We start from the raw sequence: 19,262 nt of genomic DNA, 5'->3' as shown, positions 1-19,262 counted from the left end.
GCGGCTCACCCTACTGCTGCACTGCGCGATTTCACATTCGTCGCCAGGTGCAGGTCCGGGAGAGGGTAGACGATCTGGCCGCCCCACTCGGTGACATAGCTGAGTTGCTCGGTGAGCTCGGTTTCCAGGTTCCACGGCAGCACCAGCACGACGTCCGGACGGTCCTTGGCGATCATCGCCGGGTCGTGAATCGGAATCCGGGTGCCAGGCGTGAAGTGCCCGTGCTTGTAGGGGTTTCGGTCGACGGTGTACTCCAGCAGGTCCGTGCGGATCCCGCAGTAGTTGAGCAGGGTGTTGCCCTTGCCCGGAGCGCCGTAGCCGACGACCCGCTTACCCTCGGCGCGGCACTGCAGCAGGAACCGCAGCAGGTCGTGACGAATCTCCTCGGTGCGCTGACGCAATTGCAGGTAGCCCTCGGGGCGGTGCAGTCCCGCGTCCTCTTCGATGCGCAGGATCTTGTTGACCCGCTCGGTGGGTGGTCCGGCGACCTGGATCGGCCGGGCCCACACCCGGATCGACCCGCCGTGGGTGGGCAGCAGTTCGACGTCGACGACGGCCAGGCCGGCGCTGGCGAGCGCGTTCTGCGCCGAGAACACGGTGTAGTACTGGAAGTGCTCGTGATAGATCGTGTCGAACTGGCCGAGGCACACCAGGTTCAGCGCATGGTGCACTTCAATGCTCAGCCACCCGTCGTCGGCGAGCAGTCCGCGCAGCGACTGGGTGAAGCCACGCAGGTCGGGGATATGCGCGTAGACGTTGTTGGCCACCACCAGGTTTGCCGAACCGTGCTGGGCACGGACCCGGCGGGCCAGTGCCGGGTTGAGGAACTCGGACACGGTCGGCACGCCGCGTTTCGTGGCGGCCGCTCCGACGTTCAGCGAAGGCTCGATGCCCAGGCAGGGGATGCCCCGCGCGACCGCATGCTGCAGCAGATAGCCGTCGTTGCTGGCGACTTCGACCACGAACGAATCGGGTCCCAGCCCGAGACGCTCGGTGGCCTGATCGACGAAGGTCTCGGCGTGCTGAACCCAGCTGTCGGAATACGAGGAGTAATACGCGTATTCGGTGAAGGTTTCCTCGGGGGTGATCAGCGCGGGAATCTGCAGCAGCAGGCAGTCCTCGCACAACCGCAGGTGCAGCGGGTAGGTGGGCTCGGGCAGGTCGAGTTCCTCTGGGGAGAGGATCTTTTCGCACGGCGGCGTCGCACCCAGGTCCAGCACGCTGAGCATGCGCGGTGAGTCGCAGAGGCGGCACTTCATGTATTTCTCGATTCGTTAGGTCTGTCTTCGTTAGGTCTGTTGGACGGGTGACACGGTGCGGCTCACATCACCGCGCCGATCGCCTCGAGGTAGGCGTCGGTCATCGCCTCCACGGTGTAATGGGTTTGCAGCCGCTCGAATCCGCGCCATCCGATCTCCGGGAGGGCGTCGAGGTCGGTGAGAATTTCGGCGAGTTGGCTGCGCCACGCCGATACCGACACCGGTTCGACGACGAAGCCGGCTTTACCGAAGTCCAGCATCTCCGGCACCGCGCAGATGCCCGACGCGGCCACCGGGATCCCGCGTGTCATTGCTTCGAGAATCACCATCGGGAATGCTTCGGAACGGCTCGGCACGCAGAGCAGGTCGGCATCGGCCAGCGCCGGTCCGGGCCCGGGCGACCACCCGCGCCATTCGATGCGTCCCCGCAACGATTCCGGCGTGCGGGCTTCGAGCATCTCCCGGTCCGGGCCGTCGCCGAAAATCGAGAGCCGCCAGGGCAGGTCGGTCAGGCCGCTGAGTGCCTCGATCAACAGGTGGGGATTCTTGTGCTCGACGATGCGGGACAGCATCACCAGGTGCGGCGGTTCACCGGCGGCGCGGACCCGCTCGGTCGGCTCGCCGGAGACGGCCACGCCGTTGGGCGCCACGAAGTGCCGCCCCCCGATCTTGTGGTGCGGCGTGAGCATGTCCCAATGGCGTTGGGCGAGAACGATGAAACCGTCCGCGCGATTCATCGCAGCGGTCAACGGGCGTGAGTAGATCGGCCGGTCGGCTTCCGGCGGCACGTGCGGGGCCACCAACCAGCGACGGTCACCCGAGGCGGCCTTCCCGGCGGCCTTCCAGAGCGTCGCAAACCCGGTCTCGGTGTTGGTGTCGCCACTGATCAACACCGACGGACCGTCCGGAAGATCGACCATCGGCGCCCACCAGGGCTGACGTATCACGCGGATGCTGTGCGGGATCTCTTTGAGCAGCGGCCCGAACCGTTGCATGCAGACGACGGTGACCGGGTAGCCGCGGCGATCCAATTCCTTTACCAGCAACGCCTTCTGCCGCTCCGCGCCGCCGTACACCAGGCGGTTGGTGGTGATGACGATCGAGGGCTTATCTGTCCGGCGTGCCTCAATCGCCCGTTTGCGGGCACCCCGCTTGGACCGCTGGACCCGGTCCAACAACGAGGTGGCGGCCAGGAATACGTCCCCGTGGTGAACACTGTCCTGGCGTTCCAGCAGCAGTGCGATGTTGGAGCGCAACAAGTCCCGGTTGCGGAAGCGTTCCACAGTGGAGACCTCGGCACCGTGGGTGAAGACGGACTCACGCGCGGTGGTGCCGGCCGCCGGGTTGCCGTGCTCGGCGTTCAGCTCATCGGCCAGCAGAATGCGCCAGCCCGCGGCGGTGGCCCGCTCCTGCCAGTCGGTCTCTTCGCCGTACAGGAAGAATTCCTCGTCGAAGCCGCCGATCTCGTTCCAGGCGTCGCGGTTCATCGCCAGGCAGATGCCGGCCATGTAGCCGTCGATACTTTCCGATTCGGTGGGCTGCTCGCGATAGAGGTGAGAGAACCGCGTGCCGCGCAGCCGGTCGGAATAGCCTGCGGCCGCCACGACGGACCGGGTCAGGGTCCGGTGCTTGGTGGCGATGTCCCACAACCGCGGGCCAGGTGCACCGGGGTCTTGAATCAGCGGCGATACGGCGGCGACGCCGGGTTGGCGGAACAACTCGAGGGTCCGGGTCAGCGGGCCGGTCAGCCGCGTATCAGCGTTCAGCAGAAGGAAGTCCGTGTCCTCGGGTGTGTGTTCGGCCAGCGCGTTGAAGGCCGCCCCGAAGCCGAGATTCACCGGACCCAGCACCCAGTGCACGTCGGGATGGCGCGCGGCCAACTCTTCGCGTCCGGGGTAGTCGTCGCCACTGTTCTCGTAGACGTAGACCGGCAGTTGCGGCGCGTATTCGGCGACGCTGGCCAGGCACTGCTCCAAGAGTTCGTGGCTCTTGTAGGTCACGATCAGCACCGACAGGGGCCGTTCGGTTCTCATACGGTCACCTTCTTCTGGAAGAGCGAGGTCAGAGTGGACCAGTTGACGGGACCGGCCACGACGTTGACGGCCAGATAGGTGGCCGCCGCGGCGGCCAGCGCGAACACCACGTTCTCGCCCGAAAGCAGCAAAGCCACAACGGCGCTGGCCGAAGTCGGAATCAACAGCCGCACCAGGAAGGTCATCGGCGTGCGGTAACCGCAGTGGCTGCCCAGCCGCCAGCTGGCGAAGGTCAGCCCGATCAGTTCCGTGCACACCAGCGAGACACCGGCGCCGACCGCGCCGAATCGGCCGTCCAGCACCAGGTTCAGGACAACGTTGGCGGCCAGCGCGCCGACCGACAACCGGAAGAAGAACCGCTGTTCGTGGCAGGCGAACAGGCCCTGGCCGAGAGTCCCGGTGACGAACCGTAACGAGGCGGCGATGAGCAACAACGCCAGGGTCGGCGCCCCGCGGCTCACGAACTCCGCGTCGCCGAACAACTTGATCAGCGGACCGGCCAGCAAGGTGCCGACGACGGCAACCGGAAAGGCCAGGAAGCTCATCAATTCGACGCTGCGGCGCAGGAATGCGACGTAAGCACCGACGTCGCGCGAATACAGCCCGGTGGCCGTCGACAGAGTGGACTTTTGGAAGAAGATGGACAGCGCCTCGGTGTTGAACGCGATCGTGTATGCCAGCCCGTACACGCCGACCTCGGCATGGCTGTTGAGCAGGGACAGGATCACCCCGTCGGCGCGCCAGTACAGGATGCCGACCAGGGCGACACCCATCAGCGGCAGGCTCTCGCGCAGCAGATCGATGGACTCGCGCGTGGAGAACACCGGCCGCAGCGACACGTGCCGCGCGGCGGCCGTGCCCTGAATCGCCAACTGCACCAACGGCGGGATGAGCTGTGCGACCGCGAACCAGATGATGTTCGCCTGCGTCGCCACCAGCCAGCTGACCATCGCCAGCGTGCCGATCCGGCCCGCGACGTCGGAGACGGCGACCGCGGCGAAACGCACGGTGGACAAGAAGACGGGCTCGAATCGCGTCCGCACCGTGAGCAGCAGGAGTTGGCCGGACAAGACCACCAGCATCACCCGGACGTCGGCGTCGCGATAGACCAACCACCCGGTGACTGCCGCAGACACCGCCAGCGGGACGCAATACATCAGGGACAGGCCACTATTGACGCGAACCAGACGCTCCAGGGCGCCGCGGCCCGCGGTGACCCGGCGCACGATCACCGTGTTGATGCCGAGATCGGTTGCCGCGGTCCACATCCCGATGAACGCGACCGCCACCATCAACTGCCCGTAGCGGCCGGGCCCCAGATAGCGAGCGGTCATCGACACCGAGACCACCGAGGCCAGCATGCCCAGCACCCGGCACACGAGCTGCACCGAGAACGCGTGCGCGATCCGCGACGGCGGCACGTCGGGTGCCGCTGCCGACTCCTCTGGTGCCGCCGCCGATTCGTGCGCCGGCGGCTCGATCACGGTGTCGCCCTTCATGTCTAGTACGCTCCGTCGCTGGCCAGGACGGCCCGGAGGGTGCGGGCGATGATCACCAGGTCGCCGGCCATCGACCAGTTGTCGACGTAGGACAGATCGAGCCGGACCGAGTCCTCCCAGGACAGATCAGACCGACCGCTCACCTGCCAGAGTCCGGTGACGCCGGGCTTCACCAGCAACCGGCGCTTGACCTGGCCGTCATAGTTCTCCACTTCGCGGCGCAGCGGCGGCCGCGGGCCGACCACACTCATGTCCTGCTTGAGCACATTGATGAACTGGGGGAGTTCGTCAATACTGTAGCGGCGCAGCACCTTTCCGACGGATGTTACCCGCGGGTCCTGGTGAATCTTGAAAAGCATGCCGCCCGCGCCCTGGTTCAGCGGCATCAGTCGTTCGAGTTGCTTGTCCGCGCCGTCCACCATGGTGCGGAACTTCAGCATCGTGAAGGGTCTGCCGTCCAGGCCGATGCGTTCGGCGCGATAGAAGACGGGACCCTTGCTGGTCAACTTGATTGAGACGGCGGCCGCGACCAGCAGGGGGGCGGTCACCAGTAGTGCCGCCAGCGCGAAGCAGAAGTCGAAGGCGCGCTTCTGCAGACGCTGGGTGCCCTCGTACTGCGGCTTGTCGACATGCAAGAGGGGATATCCCGCGATGGGCCGCATGGTCAGCCGCGCTCCGGCGACATCCATCACACCGGGCGACACGACGAGGTCGACGTCCATCGTCTCCAGCCGCCACATCAGATCGCGGATGCCGTGGACTCCGAAATGCTCGGTGCGGGTCACCGCGACGGTGTCGGCGCCGCAGATGCCGATCGCGGGCACCGCGCTGGTTTCGTCACCCAGGATCGGAATGTCCCGGCCCTGCACCTTGAGTGTCTCGTCCCGCGACGGCCCGTATCCCGGGATGCACACGCCGACAACGACGTAACCCTCCTTCGGGTTGCGGATCAGTTCATGCGCGAGGTGGGTGACCCCGGATCGGTCGCCGATCGCCAGCACCATGGTCTGATACTGGCCGCGGGCCCGCATCCGCCACACGTACTTGCGCCACAGGTTGCGGCTGGCCAGCAGGCCCAGGGTGCCGAACGGGAGAGCGACCGCCAGGTACCCGCGAGCCAGATCGATCTTGGCCAGCAATGTGACCATCGCGATGATGCCGAACACCGAGAATGACGCGCTCGCCAGCCGCCGGTACTCGTCGATGCCGGCGCCGATGATGCGGGGTGAGCGGGTGTGGAACACCGAGATCGAGGTCAGCCACAGCAGCGCGAACAGGCAGGAGAACAGCGTCATCACCGGGCCCGGGTAGCCCGACATGTTCGGTGCGTCGCCGAACCTGACGAACTGCGCGAGCATGATTGCCGCACAGACGATTACCGAATCGGTGATCCGCAGCCGCGCTGAATACTGTTGCTGCCAGCGCGGAACGGTGCTGACGCTGGGCGACGGCACGGCGACCAGGCGCGACCGGCCGGACTTCGTGAGTGTGGCCGTCATACTGGCCGATCTCTCAGTCATGCGGACACCGCTTCGGTTGTGGGGCCGGTGTTTTCGACATAGTCGTGCCCGCCCACGTAGTGGACGCCGGGGTAGCAGATGAGCTGTGCGCGTGCGGCCCGCAACAACGCGATCGGACCCTGCAGTAGGTAGCGACGGGCGAGCCGGCGCGGCTCCCGGGTCAACCGGTGCAGCCATTCCAGTCCCGCGCGCTGCATCCAATGCGGGGCACGGCTGGTCATGCCGGCCAGGAAGTCGATGGCACCGCCGGAGGGCAGGAACACCCGGGCGCCGGTCGCATGCCCGTGCTCGTCGACCCACCGCTCCTGGCGCGGCTTGCCCAGGCTGACCACCAGGACGTCGGTGCGCGCCGCGCGGATAGCGGAACACAAAGCCTGCGAACGTGATTCGACATCGTCGTGGCCGGGTGCCCACATACCGGAGACCAACAGGTCCGGGTACTGCGCCCGCAGGTGCTCGGCCAGAAGTCGGTGAGTCTGCCGGCTGCCCCCGAAGAAGCCGACCCGGTGGCCGTTCGCCTCGGCCAGCGCCAGCACGGACGGCAGCAAGTCGGCCCCGGTGACGCGAGGCCACGGCCGGGCGGTCAGCAGCTTGCCCCGCCAGGCGATCGGCATGCCGTCGGCCAGCAGCAGCCATTCCACCAGCCCGTTGGGAGCGGCGCTCGCGACGCGGAAGTGGTGCAGATGGTCCAGGTTCACCGATCCCACGGCCAGACCGCGACCGGATTGCGACCGCAGCCGGGAGCCGACGATCGAGAGCACCTCGTGGATGTCGCAGCGCTCGACGATGCTGCCGCTGACGACCATGCGCACCGGCGCCTGGGGGGAAGTGTTCTTGGCCATGATCGCGAGCTATCCGGCGACCGGACTCAACACGGCCTTCTCCGCCACGAATCCCTCGGCGTAGCGGGCGCGGCTCTGCACGCCTCGTACCCGCATCAAGCCGAGGAAGGTCTCCTCATCGAACCAGTCCCGCCCAGCCTGCGACGGGTAGTGCTCGGCGAGAAGCCGGGTCTTCGCGGTGGCGACCTCAGCCGGAACCGGCACGTAGAGTACGGGATTCGGCAGATCGGACTCCCACTTGAGAATTTCGTAGCCCAGCACGAAGTGGGCCCGGAACTCGGTCGGGATCAGCTTGGCCAGCAGGCGGTGATCCTGGTGGTAGTCGTCGCGCTGGGGGCCCAGCACCAGGTCGGGCTCGCAGCTGCGACGGAACTCGGCGAGGTGCCGTTTGACCGCGCCCCAGTGCTCGGGCAAATGGCCGTCCGGTAGCTCGGCCACCGTCAAACGCACATCCGCCCGCGGAAAGAACGCCGCAAACGCGCTCTTCTCCTCGATTTCGCGCTCGGTGCCGGCGCCGGTCAGGACCAGCGCGTGGATGACCAGGCCGGGATTGCTGCGCTCGAGCTGCATCAGCGTGGCGCCGGCGCCGATGAGGATGTCGTCGCAGTGCGCACCGATCGCCGCGACCGAGCCGATGCCCGCCCCGGAGAAAGTCAGCGGGATCATGCCGATGCTTCCGCCAATGCCGCGGGCGTCTCCCAAACTGCCCACGGACGGACGCCGCGGTTGTAGTCGGCGTCGAGTTCGGCGCGCTCCTTGAACGTGTCGGCCGGCTTCCAGAAACCGTCGTGCTGGTAGCCCAGCAACCGGCCGGTACCGGCCAGCTCCATGCACGCGTCGCCGACCAGGTCGCCGTTCTCGGGAATGAGGTCGATGACGTCCTGGCGGAGCACGAAGTAGCCGCCGTTGACCCAGATGGGGAACTTGGCGATGGGGGCGATCTCCTTGATGTCCCCGTGGTTGCTGACGTCGACGCAGTGGAACGACGATTGCGGCGGTACGACGAGCATCGAGGCGGCGGCACCGGCCGTGTGGAACCGCTCGATCATGGTGTCCAGCGGCGCGTCGGTCAGGACGTCGGCGTAGTTGGCGAGGAAGTACTCGTCGTCGCCGAGGTGCTTGCGGACCCGGCGCAGCCGCTCGCCGATCGGGGATTCCAGGCCGGTGTCAACGAAGGTGATCGTCCAATTGGACATGTCGGATTCGAGGAGCTCGACTTCTCCGCCCCGCATGACGAAGTCGTTGGACTCGGTCTCCCGATAGTTGACGAAGAAGTCCTTGACCAAGGACTGGCCGTAGCCGAGGCACAGGATGAACTCGGTGTGACCGTAGTGGGCGTAATAGCGCATCACGTGCCACAGCAGTGGCCGGGGCCCGACCATCTGGAGTGGCTTCGGAATGAGATCACCGGCGGCGCTGCGCATCCGCATGCCGTAGCCGCCACAGAACAACACGACCTTCATTTCCCTGTCCCCCTCTGCAAACTGCTCACTGCTGGTCTCCTACGGCCGTTGCCGGGCTTTCATACCCAACTGCCTGGTCAATGCATTATTACATACTTTTTGAACGACTAAAAGGAATATAACAGGGATTTAGTACTTAAAGACGGAAGTTATTGGACTTGTAACCTGAGAACTGGCGCTCTTGATGGTCGGCCGTCTGGACATGGGACGACGCCGTACCGGCGTCAGATCACTCCGCCGTACCCGGCAGACGGCGGCTGTGCCATCACCGTGGGGACCAACCCGTACCGCGGCCCGGCGGCCGGGCCCGAAGCCCCTGCTGCCCTAGGCATCCCGCCCAGCAGGCTCGGGGGCACAGCGCCGACCGCACCCGGGTTGGCACCGGGCAATGCGGAGCTGACGCCGGCGAGATGAGCCGTCGGAATCACGCTGGTCCACGCCGGTGGCACCGATAGCGATCCCAGGCTGGCCGCCTGGCCCATGGCCCCCAGCGCAGCGCCCCCGGCCGCTTCCGCGCCGGCGGCGGCCGCGCCGGCAGCCGCCTCGGCAGCTTCCGCCGCCGCCTCGCCAACCTGCGTGGCGGCCGCCGTCATGCCCTGCAAGGTCTGGGCGATGCCCAACACGCTGCTGATCGCGAAAAGCGGCATTACCCCGATATTCAGCAGGTTGGCGATGTCGCCGGTGGAGGTGGTGCTGATCGGCACACCGGCCGCGGCCGTGCCCAGCGACGCCGGCACTGCCATGCCCTGCAGCGTGGACGGGACCGCGCTCACCAGCGAGGCCAGTGTCGCCTGGGTGGCCCCGGCCTCGCCGGTCGCCGCCGATACCGCGGTGGCCTGCGCCGCGGCCCCGGCCGGGTCGGTGACCTGCGGCGGCGCCTCGAACGGCGTCAGCGTCGACGCCGTCGCCGAACTGGCCGCATAGCCGTACATGGCCGCGGCGTCCTGCGCCCACATCTCGCTGTAGTGGGCCTCTGTGGCCGCGATCGCGGGTGAGTTCTGACCGAAGAAGTTGGTTGCCACCAACGCCGCGAGCAGGGTCCGGTTGGCGGCGATCACCGTGGGCGGGACCGTCATTGCATATGCGGCTTCGTAGGCGCCCACGGCGGCCCGTGCCTGGGCGGCGGCTTGCTCGGCCTGGCCGGCCGTCGCGCCCATCCAGACCGCATACGGTGTGGCCGCCGCTGCCGCGGCGATGGCCGCTGGACCGAGCCAGGGTCCGCTGGTCAGGCCCGCGATCGCCGAGGAGTAGGCGGACGCCGCCGTCGCCAGCTCGGTGGCCAGCCCGTCCCAGGCGACCGAAGCCGCCAGTAGCGGCCCCGGCCCTGCGCCGGTGTACATCCGCGCCGAGTTGACCTCCGGTGGCAGTGCCCCGAAATCCATTGTCGGTTCCCCTGCTCGTCAGCCGGCCGCTGCGGCGTTGGCCGCCTCGGTGGCGGCGTAGGAGCCGGCGCTGACCTTCATGACCTCGACGAACATCTCGTGAATAGCGGCAGCCTGTGCGCTTACCGCCTGATACAGCTGGCCGTGAGCGGCGAACTGGACCGCCGTGAGCGCGGACACCTCATCGGCGGCTGCCGGGACGATCGCGGTGGTGGGACCGGCTGCGGCGGCGCTGACCGAGTCGACGGCGCACCCGACGCCCTGCAGCGTGCTGGCCGAGGCTGCCAGTGCTTCTGGCTGCGTGGTGACGAACGACATGCGACTCTCCTAACGCGAACGGTTTGACGATGGAGTGGGTCGTGAGGACAGCAGTCTTCGCATCCGGGCCGAACTGGTGGTTCGGACCCGTTCTTCTGCCCCCCGCAGACCAACAGATCACGTAATACCCATTCTACATACTTTTTGAACCTAATGCGGGGCGCGAACCGACCTTAGGTATTGCCAGGGCCTGGATGCCGTCATGTCGGCGTGTAACGCTGCAGGTCGCCGCGAACTTGATAACCTCACATGTGGCGTCCAATGTGCCGCCTGGGACACACGCCGGTGGACGGCTCACCATCCGATGGTCTGGCCACCTGGTCGAGGAAGGCATCGCGATGGTGAAGGTGATCGCTCGGCTCAACGCTGCTGGCCGCTATTCGGCACGCCCGGAAGTGTGCCGCGGGTAGATGTCGACTGAATCGGCCGACGGACGAGCAGACAGCACCCGGCAACAGATTCTGCGGGCGGCCGCACACCAGTTCGCCCGCCGCGCGTACCACGACGTCGGGCTGGACGACATTCTCGCCGAGGCCGAACTCACCAAGGGCGCGATGTACTTCCACTTCCGCTCCAAGCACGCCCTTGCGGTCGCCATCATCGAGCAACACACCTCAGGAGGCCGGGCGGCCGTCGAGGACCTGCTGTCCCGCCAGCTTTCCGGCCTGGAAACCCTGATCGACTTCTGCTATCTGATCGCCGTGCAGGACATCTCGAAGGATGTGGCGCGGGCGGCTCTGCACCTGATCGAGTCGGTGGGGCGCACCGAGGGACTGCAGGCCGCCCTACTGGGCGGCTGGGTCGATGCCCTGGCCATCGTTGCCGAGCGCGCGATCAGCGAGGGGGACGTGGCGTCACGGTGGGAACCGCGTGACATCGGGCGGTTGATCGTGTCGATGTACCTGGGGTTGCGCCAGACCAGCGACCTGGATGACCCGCGGACTTTCCTGCTTGACCTGGAGCGGAACTGGGTTCTGATCCTTGCCGCCGTCCTGCAACCGGACCGGGCCGACTACTTCGCGCAGTTCCTCCGGCGGCGCACGGCGCTCGCGGTCAAGGCTGCTCCGGCCCAGGTGAGTGCTCCGTGATCTCGACACCGGAGACGATCTGGCACGCATGCTCGAAAACTTCGTACCTGCTGCTGTTACGCTTGTCCGGCTGACCAGCAGGAACAAGACGCCGAGGTCCGGAGCTGAACCGGATTGACATCACTGGGGAGGCATGGCCAATGGCGCGCCAGGTTCGATCCGAGGTAACCCGGCGGAAGATTCTGGACGCGGCGATCGACGTCTTCAGTGAGGTCGGGTATGCCGCGGCAGGGTGGGGCACCATCATCGAGCGCACCGGAATGACCAAGGGCGCCCTCTACCATCATTTCGATTCAAAAGAGGCTCTCGCGTCCGACATCATCGACGAGGGCGCCGAAGTTCTCATCGGGGCGTTTCGCAACGTTTGTGGGTCGGCCTCGCCCGCTCTGGAGAACATGATCCACGGCACCTTCGCGATCGCGAACGTGCTCAGTACGGACAAGACGGCGCGGGCGGCCGAGCAGCTGATCGCGGCGCTGAGCGGATTCAACGACGCCGCGGCGCGCTGCTGCGCCGGCTGGGTGGCGGAAATGGCGGCCCAGGCGCGCGAGGCCATTGACGAGGGAGATCTGCGGGAGGACGTCGACCCTCAATCGCTCGCCGAGACGATCGTCGGCGCGATGTTCGGGACCCGTTTGCTCTCCATCGCCATGGCGCGCAGCCGCCGGAGCGACGGCATGCTCGACGAACTCAACGGGCGACTGAGCCAGATCTGGATCAGCCTGCTCCCCGGCGTCGCCGCGGAGGCCTCGCTGCCGTACTTCCGGCAGTTCCTGGCCCGTGAAGCCCTGCGGCACACCCGGCCCAGTATGCCTGCGGGCGCCGTGGCCGGAGCTCCGGAAAGCACGTAGCGCTGAGCGCTGACGTCGCGGGGCGCTAGGCGCTGACGGCGCGGGCCCTGCGATCCTTGACGATGCGAGCCGGAACGCCGGCCACGTCGACGTCATCCGGCACCGGCTTGGTCACCACCGCGCCCGCGTAGATGCCGACACGGCTGCCGACATCGGCGCCGAGCACCATGGCGCCCGGGTAAATGAATACATCGTCTCCGATGGTGGGGTATTCGCCCGGCCGGCCCTCGCCGAGGGTCACTCCCTGGTGGATACGGCAGTTGACGCCGATCTTCGCCCGGTGATGCACGTGCACCCAGCCGACGTGGGCGACGGAAAGGCCAGGTCCAAACGCATTCAGCGGAATCCCGAACCCGAGTTTCTCGCCCAGGAACTTCAGCCGCAGCCGCAGGTACGCCGCGACGAGGCGGCCGATCGGCGTCCTGGCGGTGTTGGTCCAATACTCTGTCTTGCGCAGCATGCGCTGGAAGTACGGAGCCCGGTGCATGACCCGGTAGCGGTGCCGCCAGCGCTCAAGTCCTTGCGCATGCAAGTCGGCCGCGAGGTACTCCTCCAAGTCCTGGCGAGTCTCGATCACCTGAAAAACGTACCGCAAGTATCAATAAAGGCTCAATAGGAGACCGACAGTCTATGTGAATTCATATCTGCGCACGGGCCACCGGACGCCGGCATCCGGGGCGCGTCAGCGTTCTTCTTCCCACAACTGTTCGGTGAGGTCCTGGAACGCGGCCAGAGCAAATTTGTCGTCAGCGCGCATCACCGCCGACCTGCTCATCAGCGCCCGCACCACCGAGCCGTCTTTGTGCGCCAACTCGACGACCATGTTCGCCAGGGCGTGCACGAACGACAGCAGTGAGGACTCCGACTCCGGAGCCTGGTGGAAGATCTCGTGAAACCGCAGGGCCAGCACCTCTTCCGGATCGCAACCCACCATGTGGGCGAACGCGGTGTTGGTGAACAGGATGCCGCCGTCATCAGCGATGGCCAGGACGGGGACCGGGATCCGCTCGAGCACCACCAGTGCAGGCAACTGCTTCAAGGTGGTCATCGGGGATTGGCTGGGCTGCCGATTCCGTCTTCGCTCCACTTGGCGATTATGGCCTATCGCCGAATCGCGCCTCACACCGCTTGGCAGGAAAACGCGAACTCGGGTTCGTAATGTGGCCACCCGGCTTCGTTCCCGTCACTTGACGCGGGGCTGCGGCGCTCACGCCGGGTCGGGTGGCTGGTACCGCGGGAACACACCGGTCGGCACGGGCAGCGCCGTCCCGGGTGTCAACCGCGCGCCGGCCGCGACGAACGTCCGTTGCTGATCGGTTTGCCCGAGCAGGTCCAGCAACTTGTCCGCCGAACCCGGCATGACCGGACTGACCAGCAGCGCCGCGATGCGCACCACCTCGCAGGTCACATAGAGGGTGGTCCGGAACCGCTCCTGGTCTGCCGCCGCTTCGCTCTTGCGCAGCACCCAGGGCTGTTGCGCGGAGAAATACCTGTTCGCGTCGCCGAGCATCAACCAGATCGCCTCGAGCGCCAAATGCATTGCCTGCGCATCGAAATGGACGCGAATCCGATCCAGGAGCCCGTCGGCCGTGGCCAGCAACTCGGTGTCCGCGGCAATGAACTCACCCGGTTGCGGCACCGCCGCGCCCAGGTTCTTTGCCACCATGGACAGCGACCGCTGAGCCAGGTTGCCGAGCTCGTTGGCCAGGTCGGCGTTGATCCGGGTGATGATCGATTCGTCGCTGTAACTGCCGTCCTGCCCAAAAGGTATCTCGCGCAAAAGGAAATAGCGGACCTGGTCCACGCCGAAGGTGTCCACCAGGGCCACCGGATCGACGATGTTGCCCACCGACTTGCTCATCTTCTCGCCCCGGTTGTGCAGGAAGCCGTGCGCGAAAACCCTTCGCGGCAGGTCGATTCCGGCTGACATCAGAAATGCCGGCCAGTACACCGCGTGGAACCTGATGATGTCCTTGCCGATCATGTGCAGGTCCGCGGGCCAGTAGCGGCCGAACAACTCCGAGTCGGTGTCGGGAAAGCCGGCCCCGGTCAGATAGTTGGTCAGCGCGTCGACCCAGACGTACATGATGTGGTCCGGATGACCGGGAACCTGCACGCCCCAGTCGAACGAGGTGCGCGAGATCGACAGGTCGTCCAGCCCACCCGAGACGAAGCTGACGACTTCATTGCGCCGGGTTTCGGGTGCGATGAAGCCGGGGTTGTCCCGGTAGTGCGCCAGCAGCCTGTCGGCGTACGCCGACAGCCGGAAGAAGTAGGTCTGTTCCTCGGTCCATGTCACCGGGGTGCCGGTCTCGACCGCGATCCGGGTGCCGTCTTCGAGTAACTGAGTCTCGGATTCGACGAAGAACCGCTCGTCGCGCACCGAATACCAGCCGGCGTAATTGTCCAGATAGATATCGCCGGCCGCCTCCATGCGCCGCCAGATTTCCTTCGAGGACACGTGGTGGTCCGGGTCGGTGGTGCGGATAAATCGGTCGAAGGAGATGTTGAGCTTTTCCTGCATGCGCTGGAAAACGTCGGAGTTGCTGCGCGCCAGCTGCGCGGTCGGCACCCCGGCGGCCGCGGCGGCCTGGGCGACCTTGAGGCCGTGCTCGTCGGTTCCGGTCAGGAAACGTACGTCGAAGCCGTCCAGTCGCTTGAACCGGGCGATGGCGTCGGTCGCGATGTATTCATACGCGTGACCCATGTGCGGCGCCCCGTTGGGATAGGCGATCGCGGTGGTGACGTAATACGGCTGGGGCTGGTGTTGGTTCATTGCGGCTCCACCCTAATCGGGTCGCTCGCTGCTTCGCGTGTGCACATATCGTGAGCGGAGTGAGCGCCCAACGAGAAGCACCGCCGCCGCCGGAGCCGCTTTCGCCGTTGATCGACGCCCACACTCATCTCGACGCCTGCGGCGTCTCCGACGCGGCGGGAGTGCGTGCGCTCGTCGACCGCGCGGCCGCCGTCGGGGTCGCCTCGGTGGTCACCATCGCCGACGACCTCGAATCGGCGCGCTGGGTGACGCGGGCCGTCGAATGGGACCCACGGGTGTTTGGCGCGGTCGCCCTGCACCCGACGCGTACGGACGCGCTGACCGAGGACGCGCGCGCCGAGATCGAGCGACTTTCCGGCCACGCCCGGGTGGTGGCCGTCGGCGAGACAGGCATGGACATGTACTGGCCTGGCCGACTCGAGGGCTGCGCGCCGCCGGACGTGCAGCGCGAGGCCTTCGCCTGGCACATCGACCTGGCCAAGCGGACCGGAAAGCCGTTGATGATCCACAACCGTGACGCCGACCGGGAGGTGCTCGACGTGCTGCGCGCGGAGGGCGCGCCCGAGACTGTGATTTTTCACTGCTTCTCGTCCGGGAGTGAGATGGCTCGCACTTGTTCGGCGGCCGGATGGTTGCTGAGCCTGTCCGGCACGGTGAGCTTCCGTAATGCCCGCGACCTGCGTGAAGCCGTTCCGCTGATACCGCTGGACCAGATATTGGTGGAAACCGACGCGCCATTTCTCACCCCGCATCCATATCGGGGCGCAGCGAACGAATCCTACTGCCTGCCCTACACCGTGCGCGCCCTCGCTGAACTGGTGAATCGCCGGCCCGAGGAATTAGCGGAAATCACCACGAGCAACGCTCGCCGGGCATACCGCCTCGACCAGGCCCCGGTGCTCTAGCTCCTGAACCCCACAGCAATTCGCGCGCAGGAGTTGCTCTGCACTGGCCGGTTCGTTACCGTCTTGTGATCGAACGGGTGGGCCTATGGGCCCATTTGTTATTTCAGCTGAATATGGTCGGTAGCTCGTCTCGAACTTTTGCTGCGTTGTTGCTGCGTAAGGGTCGTGGTAGGTCGGAACAGACTTGGGATACGTAGAGATTGACTGGGATTGACATTGAAACTGCTTACTAAACTTCATCAAACCGAATCGCCCGCATTGCGCCTGCTGGTCGGCGCCCTGCTACTGGCACTGACATTCGCCGGCGGGTACGCCGTGTCCGCGTCGAAGACCGTCACGCTGACCATCGACGGCACCTCGATGCAGGTGCAGACCATGAGGTCGCGGGTGATCGACATCGTCCGGGAGAACGGGTTCTCCGTCGAAGAGCGCGACGATCTGTACCCGGCTGCCGACGTCTCCGTCGGCGACGCGGGCACCATCGTGTTGCGTCGCAGCCGTCCCCTGGAGATCACCCTGGACGGCCAGAACTCCCGGCAGGTGTGGACCACGGCGTCGACCGTTGATGAGGCGCTGGCGCAGTTGGCCATGACCGACACCGCGCCCGCCGCCGCGTCGCGCGCCAGCCGTGTCCCGCTCTCGGGCATGGCCCTGCCCGTCGTCAGTGCCAAGACCGTCCAGATCGACGACGGCGGAGTGGTCCGTACCGTGCACCTGCCCGCGCCGAACGTCGCCGGTCTGCTGAGCGCGGCGGGCGCGCCCCTGCAGGACAGCGACCAGGTGTACCCCGCCCCGGCGACACCGATCACGGAGGGCATGCAGATCCAGGTCACCCGTAACCGCATCGAACGGGTCACCGAGCGGATGCCGCTGCCCCCGCCGGCCCGCCGCATCGAAGACCCCGAGATGAACATGAGCCGCGAGGTGGTCGAAGATCCGGGCAGCCCCGGCACCCAGGACGTGACGTTCTCGGTGGCCGAGATCAACGGCGTCGAGAGCGGTCGCCTTCCGATCGCCAACGTGGTGGTGACCCCGGCCCGCGAAGCGGTGGTGCGGGTCGGCGCCAAACCGGGCACCGAGGTGCCCCCGGTCAGCGACGGAACCATCTGGGACTCCCTTGCCGGATGCGAAGCCGGCGGAAACTGGGCGATCAACACCGGAAACGGGTTCTTCGGCGGCGTGCAGTTCGACCAGGGCACCTGGGAGGCCAACGGCGGGCTGCGCTATGCGCCCCGCGCGGACCTCGCCACCCGCGAGGAGCAGATCGCGATCGCTGACGTGACCCGGCAGCGTCAGGGCTGGGGCGCCTGGCCGGTATGCAGTGGACGAGTGGGTGCCCGCTGACGATCCGGTTGCTCGGGCGTTCCGAGATCCGGCGGTTGGCCAAGGAGCTTGATTTCCGGCCGCGGAAATCCTTCGGGCAGAACTTCGTGCACGACGCCAATACGGTCCGCCGGATCGTCACGGCATCCGGCATCGGCAAGTCCGACGTCGTTCTGGAAGTCGGCCCGGGACTGGGTTCGCTGACGCTGGCGCTGCTGGACCGCGGTGCGACGGTGGTCGCCGTCGAGATCGATCCGGTACTGGCCGCCAGGCTGCCGCAGACGGTGGCCGAGCATTCCAACAGCGAAGCCCAGCGGCTGACCGTGATGCATCGGGACGTGCTGACGCTGCGTCGCGAGGACGTGGCCGCAGCGCCGACCGCGATGGTGGCCAACCTGCCGTACAACGTGGCCGTGCCCGCGTTGCTGCATCTGCTCGCCGAGTTTCCTTCCATCCGCACCGTGACGGTGATGGTTCAGTCCGAGGTCGCCGAGCGGCTGGCCGCCGAGCCGGGCGGCAAGGAATACGGTGTGCCGAGCGTCAAGGTGAACTTCTACGGACGGGTACGACGCTGCGGCACGGTGCCGCCGACAGTTTTCTGGCCGATTCCGCGTGTCTACTCCGGGCTGGTGCGCATCGATCGCTACGAGACATCTCCGTGGCCCACCGAGGAAGGCTTTCGCAAGCAGCTGTTCGAGCTGGTCGACACCGCGTTCGCGCAACGCCGCAAAACCTCGCGCAACGCGTTCGTCGAGTGGGCCGGATCGGGCAACGAGTCGGCCAGCCGGCTGTTGGCGGCCAGCATCGACCCCGCCCGCCGCGGCGAGACGCTGTCCATCGAGGACTTTGTGCGGCTGTTGCAGCGGTCCGGCGATTGGGACAGCGGCACCGGCGCTGCGCCGGCGCCCGCGCCGGCGTCCAACGGCTGACGCACCAGAGCCGGGGTGCCGCTGCGTGTGGTTCGCCGATGGCAGCGATAGTCTGCTGCGGTGTCCGCATCTGACGGCAACACCGCCGAGCTGTGGGTGCCCACCGGGTCGACCACCGTTCGGGTGCCGGGGAAGGTCAACCTCTACCTGGCCGTGGGCGACCGCCGCGACGACGGTTACCACGAGCTGACGACCGTGTTCCACGCCGTCTCGCTGTTCGACGAGGTGACGGTCCGCAACGCCGATGTGCTCTCCCTCGAGCACGTCGGCGAAGGCGCCGACACCCTGCCCACCGACGAACGCAACCTCGCCTGGCGGGCCGCCGAGCTGATGGCCGACCATGTGGGCCGCGCCCCCGACGTGTCGATCCTGATCGACAAATCGATTCCGTTGGCCGGTGGGATGGCGGGCGGCAGCGCCGACGCGGCCGCCGTGCTGGTGGCGATGAACGCGCTGTGGGAACTCAATCTGCCCCGTCGTGACCTGCGGAATCTGGCCGCGCAGCTGGGCAGCGACGTGCCGTTTGCGCTGCACGGAGGCACCGCGCTGGGCACCGGGCGGGGCGAGGAGCTGGCCACGGTGTTGTCGCGCAACACCTTTCACTGGGTGCTGGCCTTCGCCGACAGCGGGCTGCTGACGCCGGCCGTCTATGCGGAATTGGACCGGCTGCGTGAGGTCGGGGATCCACCGCGGCTCGACGAGCCCGGTCCGGTGCTGGCCGCCCTGGCGGCCGGTGACCCCAAGGAGCTCGCGCCGCTGCTGGGCAACGAGATGCAGGCCGCCGCGGTGAGCCTGGACCCGGCGTTGCGACGGACGCTGCGCGCGGGTGTGGAGGCGGGCGCGCTGGCCGGCATCGTGTCCGGCTCGGGCCCCACCTGCGCCTTCCTGTGTGACTCGGCGGACTCCGCCGTCGACGTCGGCGCCCAGCTGTCCGGGGCGGGTGTCTGCCGCACCGTCCGCGTGGCCGGCGGGCCGGTGCCGGGTGCCCGGGTGGTGCCGGCGCCGGCGACTCCCGGCGGCTGACGCGGGCGGGGAGTTAACGCGGCTGTGACATGGCACTCATATCGCGCTACC

At 67.0% G+C, this 19,262-nt stretch carries 18 protein-coding genes; 6 read left to right on the top strand and 12 right to left on the bottom strand.

Annotated elements, in window-relative coordinates; genetic code table 11:
* Positions 1-5: 5 nt before the first annotated feature.
* From C0J29_RS24760 to C0J29_RS24720, 9 genes are all read right to left on the bottom strand, one after another.
* Complete coding sequence (locus tag C0J29_RS24760) at positions 6-1,259, bottom strand: class I SAM-dependent methyltransferase (RefSeq protein WP_120793865.1); 1,254 nt, start codon at positions 1,257-1,259, stop codon at positions 6-8.
* A gap of 62 nt (positions 1,260-1,321) precedes the next feature.
* Entirely contained in the window at positions 1,322-3,292 is a 1,971-nt protein-coding gene (locus tag C0J29_RS24755; RefSeq protein ID WP_120793864.1) for a glycosyltransferase, read from the bottom strand.
* Positions 3,289-4,791, bottom strand: coding sequence for a flippase (locus tag C0J29_RS24750; protein WP_120793863.1), 1,503 nt, complete (start codon positions 4,789-4,791; stop codon positions 3,289-3,291). The genes C0J29_RS24755 and C0J29_RS24750 overlap by 4 nt, the downstream gene beginning before the upstream one ends.
* Before the next feature lie 2 nt (positions 4,792-4,793).
* Entirely contained in the window at positions 4,794-6,311 is a 1,518-nt protein-coding gene (locus C0J29_RS24745) for a sugar transferase (protein ID WP_371872459.1), read from the bottom strand.
* The gene (locus tag C0J29_RS24740) at positions 6,308-7,153 is read right to left on the bottom strand and encodes a WecB/TagA/CpsF family glycosyltransferase (protein ID WP_242460538.1); all 846 of its coding nucleotides are present in this window, start codon (positions 7,151-7,153) and stop codon (positions 6,308-6,310) included. Before C0J29_RS24740 ends, C0J29_RS24745 begins: the two co-directional genes overlap by 4 nt.
* A 9-nt stretch (positions 7,154-7,162) precedes the next feature.
* On the bottom strand, positions 7,163-7,819 hold the full coding sequence (locus C0J29_RS24735; protein WP_120793861.1) for a PIG-L deacetylase family protein: 657 nt from the start codon (positions 7,817-7,819) through the stop codon (positions 7,163-7,165).
* Positions 7,816-8,616, bottom strand: a complete 801-nt coding sequence (locus tag C0J29_RS24730; RefSeq protein ID WP_065044385.1) for a glycosyltransferase family protein — start codon at positions 8,614-8,616, stop codon at positions 7,816-7,818. Before C0J29_RS24730 ends, C0J29_RS24735 begins: the two co-directional genes overlap by 4 nt.
* A 224-nt stretch (positions 8,617-8,840) precedes the next feature.
* Positions 8,841-9,998 carry a PPE family protein gene (locus C0J29_RS24725; RefSeq protein ID WP_120793860.1) on the bottom strand — a complete coding sequence of 386 codons (1,158 nt, stop codon included), beginning with the start codon at positions 9,996-9,998 and terminating at the stop codon, positions 8,841-8,843.
* 18 nt (positions 9,999-10,016) lie between these two features.
* Positions 10,017-10,316 (bottom strand): PE family protein, encoded by a 300-nt coding sequence (locus tag C0J29_RS24720; RefSeq protein WP_065044383.1) that lies wholly within the window; start codon positions 10,314-10,316, stop codon positions 10,017-10,019.
* 410 nt (positions 10,317-10,726) lie between these two features.
* Between C0J29_RS24720 and C0J29_RS24715 the strand changes: the two genes are divergently transcribed.
* Together C0J29_RS24715 and C0J29_RS24710 are read left to right on the top strand one after the other, a co-directional pair.
* Complete coding sequence (locus C0J29_RS24715) at positions 10,727-11,404, top strand: TetR/AcrR family transcriptional regulator (protein WP_120793859.1); 678 nt, start codon at positions 10,727-10,729, stop codon at positions 11,402-11,404.
* 140 nt (positions 11,405-11,544) lie between these two features.
* A complete protein-coding gene (locus tag C0J29_RS24710; protein WP_120793858.1) occupies positions 11,545-12,255 on the top strand; it encodes a TetR/AcrR family transcriptional regulator in 711 nt (236 codons plus the stop codon).
* 25 nt (positions 12,256-12,280) lie between these two features.
* On the opposite strand, the gene C0J29_RS24705 is transcribed toward C0J29_RS24710, so the two are convergent.
* The 3 genes from C0J29_RS24705 to metG all read right to left on the bottom strand — a co-directional run bounded on the left by C0J29_RS24705 (position 12,281) and on the right by metG (position 15,031).
* Positions 12,281-12,832 (bottom strand): serine acetyltransferase, encoded by a 552-nt coding sequence (locus tag C0J29_RS24705; protein ID WP_120793857.1) that lies wholly within the window; start codon positions 12,830-12,832, stop codon positions 12,281-12,283.
* 105 nt (positions 12,833-12,937) lie between these two features.
* A complete protein-coding gene (locus C0J29_RS24700; RefSeq protein ID WP_120793856.1) occupies positions 12,938-13,303 on the bottom strand; it encodes a PAS domain S-box protein in 366 nt (121 codons plus the stop codon).
* A 159-nt stretch (positions 13,304-13,462) separates the two neighbouring features.
* Complete coding sequence (gene metG, locus C0J29_RS24695) at positions 13,463-15,031, bottom strand: methionine--tRNA ligase (protein ID WP_120793855.1); 1,569 nt, start codon at positions 15,029-15,031, stop codon at positions 13,463-13,465.
* A 50-nt stretch (positions 15,032-15,081) separates the two neighbouring features.
* Here metG and C0J29_RS24690 point away from each other — a divergent pair, with 50 nt between their 5' ends.
* The 4 genes from C0J29_RS24690 (at position 15,082) to C0J29_RS24675 (ending at position 19,211) form a co-directional block, all read left to right on the top strand.
* Positions 15,082-15,936 carry a TatD family hydrolase gene (locus C0J29_RS24690; protein ID WP_174814866.1) on the top strand — a complete coding sequence of 285 codons (855 nt, stop codon included), beginning with the start codon at positions 15,082-15,084 and terminating at the stop codon, positions 15,934-15,936.
* A gap of 216 nt (positions 15,937-16,152) precedes the next feature.
* Positions 16,153-17,280 (top strand): resuscitation-promoting factor, encoded by a 1,128-nt coding sequence (locus tag C0J29_RS24685; protein ID WP_120793854.1) that lies wholly within the window; start codon positions 16,153-16,155, stop codon positions 17,278-17,280.
* The gene (rsmA, locus tag C0J29_RS24680) at positions 17,253-18,188 is read left to right on the top strand and encodes a 16S rRNA (adenine(1518)-N(6)/adenine(1519)-N(6))-dimethyltransferase RsmA (RefSeq protein ID WP_120793853.1); all 936 of its coding nucleotides are present in this window, start codon (positions 17,253-17,255) and stop codon (positions 18,186-18,188) included. The genes C0J29_RS24685 and rsmA overlap by 28 nt, the downstream gene beginning before the upstream one ends.
* Positions 18,189-18,248: 60 nt before the next feature.
* Positions 18,249-19,211: a 4-(cytidine 5'-diphospho)-2-C-methyl-D-erythritol kinase gene (locus tag C0J29_RS24675; RefSeq protein WP_197748226.1), complete on the top strand. Its 963-nt coding sequence runs from the start codon at positions 18,249-18,251 to the stop codon at positions 19,209-19,211.
* Positions 19,212-19,262: the final 51 nt, after the last annotated feature.

The sequence above is a fragment of the Mycobacterium paragordonae genome, from assembly GCF_003614435.1.
GTDB lineage: Bacteria > Actinomycetota > Actinomycetes > Mycobacteriales > Mycobacteriaceae > Mycobacterium > Mycobacterium paragordonae.
This window is presented reverse-complemented; position numbering and strand designations above follow the sequence as displayed.

Coding starts and splice junctions, on each gene's coding strand:
- C0J29_RS24730 (WP_065044385.1), bottom strand. CDS start 8,616: ATGAAGGTCGTGTTGTTCTGTGGCGGCTACGGCATGCGGATGCGCAGC.
- C0J29_RS24740 (WP_242460538.1), bottom strand. CDS start 7,153: ATGGCCAAGAACACTTCCCCCCAGGCGCCGGTGCGCATGGTCGTCAGC.
- C0J29_RS24745 (WP_371872459.1), bottom strand. CDS start 6,311: ATGACTGAGAGATCGGCCAGTATGACGGCCACACTCACGAAGTCCGGC.
- C0J29_RS24760 (WP_120793865.1), bottom strand. CDS start 1,259: ATGAAGTGCCGCCTCTGCGACTCACCGCGCATGCTCAGCGTGCTGGAC.
- C0J29_RS24735 (WP_120793861.1), bottom strand. CDS start 7,819: ATGATCCCGCTGACTTTCTCCGGGGCGGGCATCGGCTCGGTCGCGGCG.
- C0J29_RS24755 (WP_120793864.1), bottom strand. CDS start 3,292: ATGAGAACCGAACGGCCCCTGTCGGTGCTGATCGTGACCTACAAGAGC.
- C0J29_RS24710 (WP_120793858.1), top strand. CDS start 11,545: ATGGCGCGCCAGGTTCGATCCGAGGTAACCCGGCGGAAGATTCTGGAC.
- C0J29_RS24750 (WP_120793863.1), bottom strand. CDS start 4,791: ATGAAGGGCGACACCGTGATCGAGCCGCCGGCGCACGAATCGGCGGCG.
- C0J29_RS24715 (WP_120793859.1), top strand. CDS start 10,727: ATGTCGACTGAATCGGCCGACGGACGAGCAGACAGCACCCGGCAACAG.
- C0J29_RS24700 (WP_120793856.1), bottom strand. CDS start 13,303: ATGACCACCTTGAAGCAGTTGCCTGCACTGGTGGTGCTCGAGCGGATC.
- rsmA (WP_120793853.1), top strand. CDS start 17,253: ATGCAGTGGACGAGTGGGTGCCCGCTGACGATCCGGTTGCTCGGGCGT.
- C0J29_RS24725 (WP_120793860.1), bottom strand. CDS start 9,998: ATGGATTTCGGGGCACTGCCACCGGAGGTCAACTCGGCGCGGATGTAC.
- C0J29_RS24720 (WP_065044383.1), bottom strand. CDS start 10,316: ATGTCGTTCGTCACCACGCAGCCAGAAGCACTGGCAGCCTCGGCCAGC.
- metG (WP_120793855.1), bottom strand. CDS start 15,031: ATGAACCAACACCAGCCCCAGCCGTATTACGTCACCACCGCGATCGCC.